The sequence below is a fragment of the Candidatus Cloacimonadaceae bacterium genome, assembly GCA_030693415.1.
Lineage (GTDB): Bacteria > Cloacimonadota > Cloacimonadia > Cloacimonadales > Cloacimonadaceae > JAUYAR01.
This window is the reverse complement of sequence record JAUYAR010000109.1, coordinates 1-16,004: the sequence shown is the minus strand read 5'-3', so window position 1 is coordinate 16,004 and position 16,004 is coordinate 1. Positions and strand designations below refer to the sequence as shown.

The window sequence follows — 16,004 nt, the reverse complement described above, 5'->3', positions numbered from 1 at the left end:
CATTTAGTGTATGAATCCATGGTCTGAAATCATGCCTGATTGGCAAGGTGGCTCTCACCTTCGGAACGAGTGGCTCTATTATTCGGAGGGGTGGCTCTAATTCTGCGGACTAATGGCTCTATCTTATCAGATTATTCAGTTATTCAGGCTCATTTTGAAATGATGTTGCCCAAACTGGCAACTACTAACCCAAACTCGCAGGCAGAGCAAATTCATAAAAATTGAGTTTTTTCCTGGGAGTCTTAGTAAGAATAGTGCTGAGAGGATTTACATCGTTTGCTATTACGTTGCGGTTGCATAATGCTGCTTCAATCGATGTCGTCCCCCTTCCATTGAAGGGGTCATATACGATGTCGTTTTCTTGGGTAAAACGATTGATAAAGTAGTTTGGTAATTGAGGCTTGAAACATGCTCGATATGAAATTTCATGAATGCTAACTGCTTGTCTTTGCTTAGCAGTCCAAAACTCGTCAGTGATAGTGGGATATCCCGCGTCTTGATATTCAATTTTTCTTTTTGACCCTACAGCTATGGAGTCAAAAATCATTGGCTCTTCAATCAAACTAATGTGTTTAGCTTTTAGTATTTCAATGATACTGTCCATAACATCATCCTATCTTTGCCATATAGACACTTGCTACTGTATCAGTAGCATCGCTGTTTCCCATAAAACCACGCTCGATTTCTCGTCAAGGACTTTCTTTTGCATAATAATGTCTCAAGCAAGGACTTGTCTGTTGGGAGGATCAAACGTTTGATCAAGTTGCACTGCTGCCCCAGCTTGATCTCCGTTGTTTTTAGGAGTCTGCGATGCCGTTGTGAGTAAATGCGCAACGACCTCCAAGAATGCGGGGATCTTCCACTTAACGGACTTTTTCCGTGGTCTTGAAATGCAATTTAGCCACTTCGCCGAGGCGCGAAATACCAAACTTTTCCACAAAAGCGTTGGCAGCGCTGATCACGCTGTTGGAAGCTCCGAGGGGCAAAACCATGCCATAGAAGCGGTTCATGGATTTGCGGTTTTGCAAGAACTGATACCGCGCAATGATGGAAGCCGCCGCGACGGCAGGATCGCTTTCGGCGCCGTGTCTTTCGATCACCGCGGCTTTGATCTTGGCGGCGACCAACAGTTTTTGCACTTTTTTGGCGCTGCTAAATTGATCCACGAGGATGCCTTGCACGTTTTCATGCTTCGAGACCAGCTCCGTGATCGCCTTGCCGTGCTGCCAGGCAAGCAGATCGTTCAGATTCTTTTTTTGCGTCTTCATATCCGCGATGATTTCGTTGTATTTGGGAGGTTTGAGCAGGACGCAGGAGATATTTGCGGCATAACGTTCATAAAGCTGTAGTGCGATCTTCAGGATGAGGGCGTCCGTGAGCCTTTTGCTGTCGCAGACTCCGAGCCCGCGCAGCTCTTTCTCCATCTCTTTTTCCATATAGAATGACGCCACCACCAGGGGACCGAAATAGTCTCCCTTGCCGCATTCGTCCGAACCGATCCAGCTCTCCCAATCGTGAAATCCGGCGTCTTGGGGTGTTTCCTGCAGGCTAAATAGGATGGTTTCTATTTTGGGCTTGAGTGCGTTTGCGCCGTTAGCACCCACCACGGCAGTAAGTCCTCTCTTATCAGAATAATATACGTTCAGGACGATGCGATTTTCGCCGTCCTCAAGCCGGAGTTGATATCCATAGGCGATCTCGCGACCCTCGGCGACGAGGATCCCGTTTTGCGCCAATATCGGCTCCAAATGGGAAAGATATGCTTCGATGTGTTTGTGCATTATGTTCCTTATGAGGATGTGCGGTTTCCATCTATTTTGAGGAGTGAAACCTGCCTGAAAACCCAATAACGACAAGTGGATTATCTGTCAAAGTTTTTCTGGGTTGGACGGCATCTTGTACCTAAAAATCCGTTTCTTCCCCCTTTGCATTACGGAATCAATACGGAGTCATTACGGACTAAGTCCGTATTGACTCCGTAATGCTAAGGAGGTAGCGCAGCAGCGGAGAAGATGTAGCGCAGCATGCCGATGCTGCGGAGGAGACTGCAAAGACTTAGCCTGCAATGAGTTAAATCATGGAACGGCGTCTCATGGAGCACCGACGTCCCCGTCGGCGATAGTAGCGATGAACTTGGCACATCTGCCAATTTCGTAAACCATCCAGAAATCTGTAACCGATCCTGCGGACATGAACCGACGGGAACGTCGTTAATTCCATGTTTCCACCTTTCCAAAATGCACAAGTGAAATTCTTATTGACAAAAAAACCGCTTATGGAGGGATAGTCTCCACAGTGGGTGATTAGCTCAGTTGGTTAGAGCGCTACGTTGACATCGTAGAGGTCACTGGTTCGAATCCAGTATCTCCCACCACTTACCTTTTTCCGGGTGATTAGCTCAGTTGGTTAGAGCGCTACGTTCACATCGTAGAGGTCACTGGTTCGAATCCAGTATCACCCACCACTCAATCTCAGGGAAATCTCTTTTTTTCCACAGTTGGAACCCCTTTTGCATAATGCTTGTGTATAATTTCAAACAAAGTAGTTGACATTAATCAGCATTTTATCTGCTGTGCGTCTAAGAGCAAATAGTAATAAGAGGAAACTGATGAAAATACTAGTGTTAAACTGTGGCAGTTCGTCCATAAAGTACCAATTTATCAATATGGAAGGGCAGTCGGTGATGGCAGAGGGCATCGCCGAAAAGATCGGCGAGGGCGTCGGTCTATTCAGCTATAAAAGCCCGAGCTATACTATAAAAAAACGCGAAATGGTGATCGAGAATCACGAAAGTGGTTTGCAACTGATCATTGATTCGCTGTTGGACAAGACTCATGGCGTGATCGGAGACATCAGCGAGATCGACGCCGTGGGGCACAGGCTCGTCCATGCCGGAGAGCATTATTCGGACGCAGTGATAGTGACCGATCAGGTGATCGACGTGATGCGCGAGTGCGAATCTTTGGCGCCGCTACACAATCCCGCCAACCTAGATGGCATCGCAGCGGTCAAAAAAGACATGCCGGATGTGCCTCAATGCGGAGTGTTTGACACCGCCTTTCATCAAACGATGCCGGAACACGCGTATCTCTATCCTCTGCCGCTCGAATTCTATCACACGCACAAGATTCGCCGTTATGGCTTTCATGGCACCTCGCACAAATATGTCAGCCTCAAAGCCGCCGAATACCTTGGCAAAAACATCGAAGATTTGAAGATCATCTCCTGTCACCTTGGCAACGGAGCATCGGTCACCGCCATCGATAGAGGCAAATCCATCGACACTTCCATGGGCTTGACCCCTCTGGAAGGATTGATGATGGGCACCCGTTGCGGCGATCTCGATCCCGCGATTCCGATCCACATGCAGCAGCAGCTTGGGCTCAGCGTGGACGAAGTCAATTCCATCCTGAACAAAAAGAGCGGCATGCTGGGGCTTTCCCACATTTCCAACGACATGCGCACAATCGAGGATGAGATCCTACTGAAGCAAAATCCACGGGCGATCCTGGCACACGACGTCTATTGCTATCGCATCAAGAAATATATCGGCGCCTATTTTGCCGCCCTAAACGGTATGGATGTCCTCATTTTCACCGGCGGAGTGGGTGAACGCATGCCCATTATGCGCGCCCAGGTCTGCGAAAACATGGAGGCTTTGGGTATTCATCTCGATCTTGATGCCAATGCCAAGTTCACCGATGAGATCGAACTGATCAGCACCCCCGGCAGCCCCGTCACAGTGCTGAAAGTTCCCACCAACGAAGAACTGATGATCGCCCTTGAAACACAAAGACTGTTGAGTATTTAAGATGAATCAAACCTCAAGTGCTTTCTACCGGATGCTGTTTAACAATTCACCGGTTTCGATCTGGGTGGAGGATTTCTCCAAGGTTAACGAGTATATCCTCAAGCTGCGCAGTATTGGCGTGAATGATATCCGTGCCTATTTTCTCACTTATCCTGAACGCTTTCTGGAGTGCATCGGGCTGCTGAATGTGGTGGACGTCAACGATGCCACTCTGCGTCTGTTCAAGGCGAAAAGCAAATCGCATCTGATGGAATCCATTCATCTGATCTTCAAGGACGAAGCCCTGGACTGCCTGCTGGAATCCATCATCGCCATCAGCGAAGGCAATAAACACTTTGACGGACAGGGCGTTAATTATGATCTGGAAGGAAATAAGATATTTTTCAGGATATCTTGGAACATCCCGGGTCCTGATCTCAAAGACTATCAAAACGTGATTGTTGTGATTCAGGATCTCACTCGTCTGGAAGGGGTTCGTAAGGAGCTTGAAGAAAGCGAGGTTCTTTTCCGCTGCATCTTTGAACAAGCCTCCGAAGGCATTCTGCTCTTTGATAAGGAAGGCAGAGCCATGCTGGTCAACCAGGCTTTTTCCAATCTTACGGGGATCCCGATCCACAACATTGCCGGCAGATTTGTATGGGAAATCTATACGGACTTTTGTTCTAACATTGATCTGGACGAACGCCACAAAATAACCCCTGAGTATATCCACAAACTGATTACGGACAGCCAATTGGAACAGCAGGTGACGGAATATCGCTTCCTCGATTCGCGGCACAAACTGCATGCTTTTAAACGAACTATTCTGCCCATCCAAACCGGTAAGGAGCGTCTCTTTGCCATCGTGGAGACGGATCTCAGCCCAATCTACCGCTCCGAAGTGGTCACTTCCATGTTGCACCGCATCAGCCATGCCGTGAACGAAGATATCTCGCTGGAAGAACTCTTTCAGGTCATCCACGAATCCCTCGGTCGGCTGCTAAACGTAAACAACTTCTTCATAGCGTTGTATGACGATAAAAGCAAGCTCATCACCTTCCCCTATCTGGTGGACGAAATGGGCGAGGACGCCAGTCCGGTCGATGCCGACAACTCCAATTCGCTGACCGCGATGATCATCGCCGAGGCACAATCCGTGCTCTTGAACGAAGAGGAAATCAACAGCCGAAACCAGCTCAAACCCATTGCCGGAATACTTTGTAAAAACTTCCTCGGCGTGCCTTTGGTGCTTTCCGGAAACGTCATGGGAGCCATGGCCCTGCAGAGCTACACCCAGAGCGACCTCTATATCCAGGACGACCTCCGGCTGCTGGAATCGATCTCCGAACAGATCGCCTTTGCCCTGCACAAAAAACAGAGCGACGAGGACATCACCGTGCTCATTCAGGCGATCGAGCAAGCCGGGGAAGGCATCGTTATCTTCAATGCCGAAGGTTTCATCCGCTATGTGAACACCGTCTTTGAAAAAACCACCGGCTACTACCGCGACGAATTGTTGGGTAAGCCGGTCGAATATCTGCCCCTCGATCAAAACAGCCGCCGCGAAATGCAACTATCCTGGCTGAGAGTGCGCAGCTCACAACCCTGGCGCGGCAAGATCGACATGATCCGCAAGGACGGCTCAAAGATCACTCTGGATATGGTGGTCAAACCCGTGATCGATTTTGACGGACGCCTCTCCAGCATCATCGCGAGCTGCAAGGACGTCACCTATGATATCCTGCGTGAGGAACAACTCAAACGCACCCAGCGCCTGGAAGCCATTGGCAGATTGACCGGCGGCATCGCTCACGACTTTAATAATGTCCTCTCCGCCGTGATCGGATACACGGAATTGGCGGCGGACGATCTCGATCCCGAATCGGACAGCGCTCAAAAACTGCTCGAAGTTCTCAAATCCGCAAACCGCGCCAAGGAAATGATCCGCCACCTGATCTCCTTCTCTCGCCAGGAAGAATCCAAGACAGAACTGATCGAGCTCGTTGACCACGTCAAGGAATCCGTCCGCTTTCTCAAGTCCTATCTGCCGCGCAATATCAATATCGTGGAACGCTATCAGGTGGAAGACAGTGCAGTAATCGCCGTTCCCGGTCAGATACATCAAATCATCATCAACCTCGGAACAAATTCCATGCACGCCATCGATTCCGATCATGGCATGCTTGAAATCAGCGTGGATGAGGTCTCCTTCAGCAGCCGGGACATGATCGCCTTCCCGGAACTCGGACAGAGCCGTTATCTCAAGATCGCGGTGCGCGACAATGGCAACGGCATCGAGGAAAACCTGCTGGAACACATCTTTGATCCCTATTTCACTACCAAAAGCGCCACCGAAGGCACCGGTCTGGGGCTTTCGATCGTCCACAACATCGTCCAAGCTCATCATGGCGCCATCCGCGTGGAAAGCAAAGTCGGCTCCGGCACCACCTTCTTTGTCTATGTTCCCATCTACACGGCGGACAAATGGTATCCCGGCATTATCGAACCCACTGAAAACGCTGATATCGCCGGAAACGAAACCATCATGTTTGTGGATGACGAACCGATCCTGGTCAACGTCTTCCGCCAGGGACTGATGAAGCTCGGCTACAAGGTGGAGGGTTTCACCGATCCCCGCAAGGCACTGGAATACTTTAAAAAGAACCACCTCAACATCGATATCGTGCTCACGGACACCACCATGCCCTATATGAACGGGGTTGACCTCGCCGAGAAATTAATGGCGATCAAATGCGGCATCCCCGTGGTTGTCTGCACCGGCTTTTCCACTCTGATTTCTGAAGAGGACGCCCGCCGACGCGGCATCAGGGATTTTGTCATGAAACCCATAAAGATCAAGGACATCGCCACCCTCGCGCGCGATATTCTTGACCAGGACAAGCGTAAATTCGATGCGGATCGACTTACTCCTGAATAAACTCTGCCTCACCAAGACGCGCTCCATCGCCAAAAACGCCTGCGACAAAGGACTCGTCACCCTTCAGGGAAAAATCGCCAAAGCCTCCGCCGAAGTCAAAGCGGCAGATATCGTCATTTTCAATCTCTATGGCTTTTCACACACCATCCGCATCGAAAAAATACCCGCCGGCAACGTGGCAAAAAAAGACGTCACCGAGTATTACAGCCTGCTCTCACGCAGCGAAATCGCGAACTGATGTTTCCTCTTTCCACCAAAGCGCTGCTCCTCATTTGGGGACTGCTACTCTGTTTTTCCTCCATTCTCTTCGCTGAATACCGGATTATAGCCTTTTCGGACAACATATCCCTTTATACGGACAGCGACCTGAAAGCGGATTATGCCGCAATGCTCAATGCTTTGGACGAACACATCGACGCCTTGCAGATGAGCACCGGAATCTATCTGGACAAAAGGGCGGAGATCTTCATCGTGCCGGATCGGGAAAGCTACCAAAAGCTCGCCCTGGGAAAGGAGCGCATCGTTGAATTCAGCGACGCTTTCTATAGCTCCTCCGAGGGACGCATCTATATCCGCAGCGCCGTTTATGTCCACGATAACTATTTCAAGATCCTGCTGCATGAATATATGCACTGGTTTCTGGACGAGGTTTTCAGTTCCGCGCCGCTCTGGTTTCATGAGGGTATGGCGACCCGTTTTGCCAATCAATTAGGCTATGAACGCTATCTCTATTTCATGCGCGAACGCTTTTGGGGAAACGATATGAACCTGTTTAAAATGAGCTATCGCTATCCGGAGGAGGAGCACGATTGGCAGATGTATTACCTGCATTCCTATTTCGCCGTCAAATATATGCAGGAACGGGATGAAAAAGCCTGGAACAGGTTTTGGAGCATCGCCGCGGATGCCCATCGCCGCGGGGAAAAGATTGCCTTCACCCCAGCCTTCAACATGGCATTTGATCTCAGTCTCTTTGATTTTCAAGCACTCTACTCAAGGTTTAGCAAAAAACTCGCCTATCAATACCTCTTCATCGCCATCAATTCAGTAGTTTTCACTCTTTTACCCTTCGTTTTGGTGATCGCCGCCCTGCGCCGCAAACGCAGAATGCACCTGATGCCTGACCTCCCTGAATTGATTGACGCGGAGGAAGACGAGGAAGAGATGCGACCCTGAAAGCGATAGCTTCAAAACATGCGGCGGGCAATTCACTTTCGATCAGATGTCCACACTCACCTTAAGGTAAAAATCACGTCCCGGGGCGGGATAGCCATATTCCGTCTCATAATCCGCGTCAAGGATGTTTTCCAAGCCGGCTGATACATGAATTCCGCTCCATTTGCGGCTCAGACTGAGATCATGTTTCCAGTATGAATGCAGACTCTGATAGATAAAGGTGGAGTTTTGGCTGTAGCGCAGATCTGTCCAGGAGGATTGCGTTTTGAGCCAAATCTTCAGCGGAATGGGAATCCTGGTCTCGAAGGCAAAGCTGTTGCGGGGGCTTTCAGTGAGACGGAAATCGCTGCGTGAAGAATACTCCAGCCGGGCATAGTCCATTCGGCATTCCCAATTTGGCAAAGGAGCGAGCAAAATACCCAGTTCCCCGCCGTATGAGCGCACCGCATGGATGTTTTCAAATCTGCCGTCATAGATATCAATCAGATTTGTGATCTCATTGATAAACAAGCTTGTTTCCAGCGCTGCGCGGGGCTTTCCCTCTCCCAGGGGTTGGAAATGGAAGATCTCAGCTTTCCATGCATTTTGCGGTTTCAGAGCCGGATTGCCTCGATCATCGGCAAATAGCTGTCGCATAGTGGGAAAGGAGGTATTTCTACCCAGTGAGAGATTGCTTTCCGCACCTCCCAAATGCTTGAAGTTGAACGCGATAGAGGGTTCGGCAAAGACCCCCATCCGATCCCGCACATCGCTGTTCCAAGCGCTGATTCCAATGCCGGAGCTGATCCCGAATGAATCATTGACGCGCGTCTGCCATTGCGCGAAAGCATTGTAGCTGTTCAGGTTGTGAGGTGTCCAGTCCAGATAATATCCGTTGTCCCGCCTGGTTGAATATTTGCTTTCCAGCCTGAGACCAAATTGGATTTCGCTGTCTTCCCCGGCGCGCCATTGCAGATGGGGACTGAATCCCAGGCTGTGACTGCGCATTACGCTGTCCATCGCCAAAAACTCGAAACCCGGATCGTTGAATTCCTGATAGCGGTCTCCCCCTCCGTCATAATAGATCATCGCGCCGGTGCCGACGCTTCCGGATAGGATTCCTTCCCACATCAAAGTGCCGTGATAGCGTTTCCAGTCTTTTAACTGACGGTATCTCGCCTCATAAACCGATGATGCCAGACGCTTTAAACCGATATATCCGATGCCTCCGGTGGCTCCGATCCGATGGAAGGCATCCGGCTCGAAATAGAGCTCTCCGTCCAGATTCCACTGCGTTTTCTGTTGATTATTGCGCACTCCTCCGTTTTCGAAGACGGTCGGAGCGAAGTTTTCGGATAACACGATGCCGTCTGAATTGTTTCTCGCCGCTGAAACTCTATAGCTGAAACGTGAAAAGCGGCGCGAGGAGGAGATTGCCACACGGGTGGCGTTGTTGCGCCTGGTTGTGAAAGAGAGATTTGCCAGGGATTTGTTATCCGGATCGCTCGTGATCAGGTTCACCACTCCGCCCATGCTGTTGTTGCCAAAGATTGCGGAGGCGGGACCCCTGATCAATTGAATATCCGCGATTCCTTCAGCGCCAAAGTTCCCCAGATCGACGTTGCCGAAATAGCCGTTGCTGAGAGGGCGTCCGTTCACCATCAATTTCACTTCGCTGCGACGAAAACCACGGATGCGGAGATTGCTTTCCTCTTTGCTTCCGACCGTGTTGCCGATGCCCGGAATGCCTTGCAAGACTTCATAAAGAGTGATCGCTCCGCTTGCGGCATCCGGCTCGATCACTTTCACGCTCGATATCGCATCAGTTGGGCTCGAAGCGATCACCCGCACGGTGGATAATAAGTAGCGGCGCGGGCTCAGGCTATCTGAAACCGGAACGCTTTGCCCCAGAGCGCCCAAACTGAGTATTGCGCAGAGCAGCAAAAGCACCAAAAGGCTGCGGAGCATCTATCTCTTGCGGGTGCTGTTCATGATCGTGCGTTCAAAACCTTCCAGGCTGGCGGGAACGGTGAAAACGAGATCCGCCAGGCTTTGGGGAGCGAGGGGGAAAGCGTGATTCTGCGCAGAGGTGGCGCCATAGACGACGATGCTTGAAAGTTTCTTGAATTTCTTCAGGCTGTTGGGCATCGCCGCGTTGAAATTGGGGAAGGTGCTGATCTCCGAATCCAGGAAATAATAGCCGTCGTTGATGTGTTGCGGCTGATAGGTTTTGCTATATGCATCGGCGGCGACGAACATCACGGAATCATATACGGCGATGCCCTGCAGCAAATCCGCAAGCTTGATCGCATCTTCCGGCACGCCTTCCCAGTTATCCATATTATACGCGGGCAAGCCCAATAGCTCGACCATCTTGGTTCCGTGTACCCCGTTGTCCACATCTACTTTACGATACAGACGAAAGAATCCCGTATTGGTCACTTTGAAAGCGGACGGCAGAGTAAAAGTAGGAAACCAGGTTCGATAGCTGTCAACCGGAACGAGGAATCCTTCCCTGAAAGTGCTCCAAGGCAAGTCATAACCGGCGTTCGAGCTGGCACGGGGACTGAAACCATCCGCTGAACTCACGATCTCATAAGCAAAAAGCGAACGGAAATCTTGTTCGGCTGGGGCATTGGCATCCACATGGGCGCGAACCGTGTCGGCGCGGACAAATTGATCCAGTTTGTAACCATAGATGTTGGTATCAGTGGGTTTGTCCTTTTCGCTGCAAGCGGCAAGCAGCAGGACAGTGCAGGCAAGAATCAGAAATAGCTTTGTCATCATTACTCCATAAAGCTGTTCAGACGCACTGGCTCAATATATTTCCAAGCGCCTTTCCAAAAGGAGGCATGAGGGTTTCCCTTCACACCCTATCGGTGTTTGCCCATGTCCCTGATCAGGGGATTTAGAATCAAACACTCGGCGTGAAGCCCACTCTGCAAAACGCGGAGCATTTGTCAAGGTGGAATATGGAATTACCGACGTCCCCGTCGGTTCGGATGGGTTGCCGCGCACGAACCGACGGGGACGTCGGTAATTCCATATTCCGTCCATCCTTCCGCCTCCGCAGCATCGGCATGCTGCGCTACTTTCTCCTTAGCATTACGGAGTCAATACGGACTTAGTCCGTATTGACTCCGTAATGATTCCGTAATGCTAAGGGGGATTTTTGAAGGGCAATATCCGGATATTTTGGGGGGTAAGGTGAAAAAGCTTGACATATTCCGCTATGCTATTAGAAGGAAAAAAATCTGATACATCAGAATTAAGTGAGCCCCTGACAAGGACTTTCAGAACATAACAAAGGAGAAACCTATGTCTCGCAAGATTTGTTTGGCGATGCTGCTGCTGTTGTTGGCAGGTATCGCGTTCGCAGAGGATTGGATCACGATCTACAACGACGATTTGTCGTTGGTGCGCAGTAATTTCGAGCTGCAATTGAAAAAGGGCAGACAGGAAATCAATTTTGACGACATCACTTCACGCATCCAGCCGGTTTCGGTGATCGTGAGTGCCTTGGGTGGCGGCATCCGCGTAGCAGAGCAGAACTATGAATATGACCTCGCCGGTAAATGGCAGATCATGGCAAAGTATCTGGACAAGGAAGTGACCCTGATCACCAAGGATAATTCCCGCCTCACCGGTATTTTGAAGTTCTTTGACGGCAGCAGCCTCGGTTTGATCGAAAACAGCACCAACCGCATGTTGGTGATTTCCGATGCCGAGACGCAAATCATCCAGCTTGCCAGCCTGCCGGATAATTTCTATACTAAACCAACGCTGCGCTGGGGGTTGATCGCGGAGAAAGAAGGCAAATTCCCCGTCCAGCTCACTTACCTTAGCGGCGGTTTCAGTTGGGACGTCACCTATAACTGCGTCTGGGACGAAAAGCTCCTCGCGACCAATTCATGGGTGACGATCAACAACCGCAGCGGCAGAGCTTTCACGGACGTGAACCTAAAACTCATCGCCGGGGACATCAACCGCGTCTTTGACGAAATCGGCTATGGCGGAGGCATGGGAAGAATGAAAATGGAGAGCTCGGATACCATGATGGCGGCAGTCGCTCCCGAATTCGAAGCAAAGGCTTTCCATGATTTTCACATGTACACACTCGACCAAAAGGTGTCTTTTGCCAATAACCAAACCAAACAGATCGCTCTTTATCCCACCCAAAACGTCAAAGCCAAAGCGGTTTATGAATACCAACTCTGGAGCGATGGCGTGAAGAGCATCATCCGTTTCAAAAACACCGAGGAAAACGGCATCGGCAAAGCCCTGCCCAAAGGCACGATCAAGGTCTATAAACAGGATAGCGACGGAAATCTCGAATTCATCGGCGAAGACCGCATCAATCACACCAGCAAAAACGAGGAAGTGACCATCACCACCGGCAAAGCTTTCGACCTCGTGGCAAGCACCATGGTCAAAGACCAGCAAACCATCGGACGCAACGTCTCCGAACGCACCATCCAGGTGACCCTGCGCAACAACTCCAAGGATGTGAAAACCATCGATGTGATCCACTATCTGGGCTCGAATGCCAAGATAGTGAGCCACGACATCAAGCCCGAGATCGATACCAACAACAAAGCCACTTTCAAGGTCGAGATCCGTCCGGACACCCAGGTCATTTTCAATTTCAAAGAAAGAACGGAGTATTGAAGCCTGCCTCCTCACAGGGATAAACACATGCACGACAAGATATTCAACAACCTGATCGGAATCCAACGCGAAATGCTGAAGATCCTGGGTGAAGTATCTTCACTGACCAATAGCCCCCTCGCCATCGAGGACGCCATCGACGATTTTTGGCATCCCAAGTGCGATGTTTTTCAAACGGATACGGAGTTTGTGATCATCGTCGAACTGGCGGGAGTGGACAAGGACGAAATCAGCATCGCCTGCACGGATGAGTTTTTGCGCATCAGCGGAACGCGCTGCTTTCCCAACCTCACGTGCGGTACCAGCTATTACAGCATGGAGATCGAGACCGGCAGATTTGAACGCCGCGTCTATTTTCCGGACGTCAAGATCGACCGGGAAAGCCCCAAAGTGCAGTATATCAACGGCATTTTGCGCATCAGCTTTGCCATCAGTCCTGTGCTGGAAAGGATCATCCCTATCGACTAATGCGAGGTTTTCCTTCTCGCTAACGATCTACAAATCAGGAAGGGAGATTTTGATTAAAACACTGCCTCGCAGGCTGAAAGGCGCGCGCGGCATTACAGGAGCTATAAAAAACATGGTCGAAACCCTGGTTCGTTTGAAACGAATATACAACAAGCTTGTGCATACAAAGCACAGTCATGAGCTGAGATATTGGAAGGAACGCTTTGCCCTGGAAGGCGGGAAGCTTCAGAATGATTTCTATGCCAAATTGATGCTTTCCATCTCGGATGAGGAGAACGACGACTTCCTGAGGGGGAAGATCGTGGGAGATTTTGGCTGCGGTCCTCGCGGTAGCCTCGTTTGGGCACGGCAAGCATCCCTAAAAATCGGCATCGACGTCCTCGCCACGAAATATCTGGAATGCTTTCCCTTGGAACTGATCAGCCACGGCGTGATCTATGTGAGTTCTTCGGAGCTGCATATTCCCCTTCCGGATTCCATTTGCGACTACGTCTATTCCGTCAATTCGCTTGACCACGTCAAGAACCTGTTGCCAATGTGCAACGAGCTGCGCCGCGTCCTCAAACCCGGCGGGGAGATCATCGGCAGCTTCAACCTGAATCATTTACCCAGCACCGCAGAACCGCAAAGGATCAGCGAAAATATCCTCCGGAAAATGCTCTTTCGGAATTATGAGATCATCCACTGGTGGGTCTCGGCGCCGGGACCTGTGGATGATCTATACCGTCCGCTCTATGAGCGCAAATTGATCGATCCGGCAGGCGGAGAAGCATATCTTTGGGCACGGGCGCGAAAACCGCTATAACATGTATGGCAGCTTGGCTCTCGATAATATAAATACAGCAAAATAGAGGATACGGCATGAAAATTCTGGTGATCAATTGCGGCAGCTCTTCACTCAAATATGAGATCTACGAAATGCCGATGTTGAAGAGCCTCGGCAAGGGACTGGTGGAGCGCATCGGTCTCAAAACCGGGTGCATAAAACAGGAGTGTGGCGGAAAAGCCTTTCACCAGAACTGCGAAGTGCCCAACCACCACAAAGCCTTCAAACTGATGATGTTAGCGCTTTTGGATAGGGAAGATGGCATTCTGGACAGCACCTCCGAGATTTCCGGAATCGGGCACCGGGTGGTGCACGGCGGCGATCAATATTCCGCCTCAGTGATCATCGACGCTGATGTCATCAAAGCCGTCGAGGAAAACTGCGAACTCGCGCCGCTGCACAATCCCGCCAACCTCGTTGGCATCCTTGAAAGCCAGGCGATCTTCGAAGGCATTCCTCAAGTCGCGGTTTTTGATACCGCTTTTCATCAGACTTTGCCTCCCAGCGCCTATCTTTATGGCATCCCGCGGGAATTCTATGACAAATACCGCATCCGCCGTTATGGTTTTCACGGCACGAGCCACCGCTACGTTTGCAACATCGCTCTCCAGATGATGAAACGCTCCCCGGAAAACACCAATATGATCACCTGCCACCTTGGCAACGGCGCATCCATCACCGCTATCCAGCAAGGACGCTCCATCGACACCTCAATGGGTTTCACTCCCCTCGAAGGACTCATGATGGGCACCCGCAGCGGAGATATCGATCCCTCGATTATCTTTTATCTGGAAGAGCGTGGCTTTGATTTTCACGAACTGAACGACATCCTGAACAAGAAAAGCGGACTGTTGGGGCTTTCCGGAGTTTCCAGCGATCTGAGAGACATCGAAACCGCCGCGGAAGCAGGAAACGAAAACTGCGTCCAGGCTTTGGACACCTATGCCTATCGCATCCGCCGCTACATCGGTGCCTACGTGGCAAACCTGATCAAGGTGGACTTCCTCGTATTCACCGGAGGGATCGGTCAATTCGGAGTGAAAATGCGCCACCGCGTATGCAGCCGCCTGGAAAACATCGGCATCCACATCAACCCCGAATTGAATACTGCCGTCGGCGCCAGTCCGGGAATCATTTCCCAGCCCTATTCACCCATTTCCATCCTGGTGATCCCCACCAACGAAGAACTCCAGATCGCCATCGATGCCTTCGAATTGATCACCAATATCCCAATCTCCATCCTTCCGGATATCGCGTGACCTGTTTGAAAGCATGGCTGACTAACCATTGCCGATTGTTTCATTGAATGGAGAATTGAGAATGGAGATGGGAAAAGAACTTGACAAAACCGCTGGAAAAGATAAGAGAAAACCGTCCCAGAAAGGTGCTGGGGGACTTCAGTTCATGTTGAGTATTGAGAATAGTAAGGTAATTTATGTACGTTATACTACCAAGGGAATGCCTGTCAACACCAAGCCTTTTTGGGCACACATCCTTCGTTCTTTCGAGTTTGGGGAAATTTTGGAATTAGAGTAAATCCAATAATACTCCTTTCGTATTTCTTTGAAGTGCTGTAAATCTGAATGGTTCGTAATCTGATATTGCAGCCATGCCAATTTCTCGAGCACTTCTTTAACATTCGTCGTTTTTATTGGATGAGGTTCTGCAAAGATGGCCCTTTGAAGTTGATTATTTTTTAATCTGATAATGACGTAATCCCATCTTCTGGCGTTACCATCTGGTAAATCAAAGTCATGATTCTGATAGTGTTTTTCAATATCGCCAGATTCATAATTGAAATCTTTTAAAGTTTTAAACCATTTTGGGTATTGCTTTGTCTTTATCGCTTTTAGCCCTGATACCAAGAAAGAAATATTCATATATGGCATACCAAACCTCAATTCACTAATTTCGAGATCACTTCACCAACATGAGAAGAAAAAGCGGTTAAGCCACCCCAAGTGCTCACATCATCATCAACCTCGAAAACATCTAGGGAAGATATATCTTGGGTTGTGCTCTTATACAAATTCGCTTGCATAAATCCAAATTATGATTATAGTATCTCCAGAACAACAATAGCTGGAGGTACAGATGAACCGTATCCATGTTAACGACACATTGCCTGCTGAAGAGCTAAGGCATAGAATGCTTGCCAG

The 16,004-nt window shown here is 49.9% G+C and carries 13 protein-coding genes, 2 tRNA genes and 1 riboswitch; of the genes, 10 read left to right on the top strand and 5 right to left on the bottom strand.

Annotation, left to right across the window (positions count from 1 at the left end; genetic code table 11):
* Positions 1–184 precede the first annotated feature (184 nt).
* Both Q8M98_06710 and rnhC read right to left on the bottom strand, forming a co-directional pair.
* Positions 185–604 (bottom strand): DNA methyltransferase, encoded by a 420-nt coding sequence (locus tag Q8M98_06710; GenBank protein ID MDP3114450.1) that lies wholly within the window; start codon positions 602–604, stop codon positions 185–187.
* A 259-nt stretch (positions 605–863) separates the two neighbouring features.
* Positions 864–1,781: a ribonuclease HIII gene (gene rnhC, locus Q8M98_06705; GenBank protein ID MDP3114449.1), complete on the bottom strand. Its 918-nt coding sequence runs from the start codon at positions 1,779–1,781 to the stop codon at positions 864–866.
* 516 nt (positions 1,782–2,297) lie between these two features.
* On the opposite strand from rnhC, the gene Q8M98_06700 reads away from it, so the two are divergent.
* From Q8M98_06700 to Q8M98_06675, 6 genes are all read left to right on the top strand, one after another.
* Positions 2,298–2,374 (top strand) — tRNA-Val (locus tag Q8M98_06700).
* Between the two features lie 13 nt (positions 2,375–2,387).
* A tRNA-Val gene (locus tag Q8M98_06695) sits at positions 2,388–2,464 on the top strand.
* 144 nt (positions 2,465–2,608) lie between these two features.
* The gene (locus tag Q8M98_06690; protein MDP3114448.1) at positions 2,609–3,811 is read left to right on the top strand and encodes an acetate kinase; all 1,203 of its coding nucleotides are present in this window, start codon (positions 2,609–2,611) and stop codon (positions 3,809–3,811) included.
* A 1-nt stretch (position 3,812) separates the two neighbouring features.
* Positions 3,813–6,728 (top strand): PAS domain S-box protein, encoded by a 2,916-nt coding sequence (locus tag Q8M98_06685; protein MDP3114447.1) that lies wholly within the window; start codon positions 3,813–3,815, stop codon positions 6,726–6,728.
* Positions 6,703–6,966, top strand: a complete 264-nt coding sequence (locus tag Q8M98_06680; GenBank protein ID MDP3114446.1) for a S4 domain-containing protein — start codon at positions 6,703–6,705, stop codon at positions 6,964–6,966. Before Q8M98_06685 ends, Q8M98_06680 begins: the two co-directional genes overlap by 26 nt.
* Positions 6,966–7,904 (top strand): hypothetical protein, encoded by a 939-nt coding sequence (locus tag Q8M98_06675; GenBank protein MDP3114445.1) that lies wholly within the window; start codon positions 6,966–6,968, stop codon positions 7,902–7,904. Before Q8M98_06680 ends, Q8M98_06675 begins: the two co-directional genes overlap by 1 nt.
* A 42-nt stretch (positions 7,905–7,946) precedes the next feature.
* Here Q8M98_06675 and Q8M98_06670 read toward each other — a convergent pair whose 3' ends face one another.
* Both Q8M98_06670 and Q8M98_06665 read right to left on the bottom strand, forming a co-directional pair.
* Entirely contained in the window at positions 7,947–9,851 is a 1,905-nt protein-coding gene (locus tag Q8M98_06670; GenBank protein ID MDP3114444.1) for a TonB-dependent receptor plug domain-containing protein, read from the bottom strand.
* Complete coding sequence (locus Q8M98_06665) at positions 9,852–10,667, bottom strand: hypothetical protein (protein ID MDP3114443.1); 816 nt, start codon at positions 10,665–10,667, stop codon at positions 9,852–9,854.
* Between the two features lie 35 nt (positions 10,668–10,702).
* A riboswitch (molybdenum cofactor riboswitch) is annotated at positions 10,703–10,823 on the bottom strand.
* A gap of 378 nt (positions 10,824–11,201) precedes the next feature.
* On the opposite strand from Q8M98_06665, the gene Q8M98_06660 reads away from it, so the two are divergent.
* Genes Q8M98_06660 through Q8M98_06645 form a run of 4 tightly spaced genes read left to right on the top strand, consistent with a single transcriptional unit; the run spans position 11,202 to position 15,104 of the window.
* Positions 11,202–12,551, top strand: coding sequence for a DUF4139 domain-containing protein (locus tag Q8M98_06660; GenBank protein ID MDP3114442.1), 1,350 nt, complete (start codon positions 11,202–11,204; stop codon positions 12,549–12,551).
* 27 nt (positions 12,552–12,578) lie between these two features.
* Positions 12,579–13,019, top strand: coding sequence for an Hsp20/alpha crystallin family protein (locus Q8M98_06655; GenBank protein MDP3114441.1), 441 nt, complete (start codon positions 12,579–12,581; stop codon positions 13,017–13,019).
* 49 nt (positions 13,020–13,068) lie between these two features.
* Positions 13,069–13,824 (top strand): class I SAM-dependent methyltransferase, encoded by a 756-nt coding sequence (locus tag Q8M98_06650; protein ID MDP3114440.1) that lies wholly within the window; start codon positions 13,069–13,071, stop codon positions 13,822–13,824.
* 56 nt (positions 13,825–13,880) lie between these two features.
* Entirely contained in the window at positions 13,881–15,104 is a 1,224-nt protein-coding gene (locus Q8M98_06645) for an acetate kinase (protein MDP3114439.1), read from the top strand.
* A gap of 183 nt (positions 15,105–15,287) precedes the next feature.
* On the opposite strand, the gene Q8M98_06640 is transcribed toward Q8M98_06645, so the two are convergent.
* On the bottom strand, positions 15,288–15,734 hold the full coding sequence (locus Q8M98_06640) for a hypothetical protein (protein MDP3114438.1): 447 nt from the start codon (positions 15,732–15,734) through the stop codon (positions 15,288–15,290).
* Between the last annotated feature and the right edge of the window lie 270 nt (positions 15,735–16,004).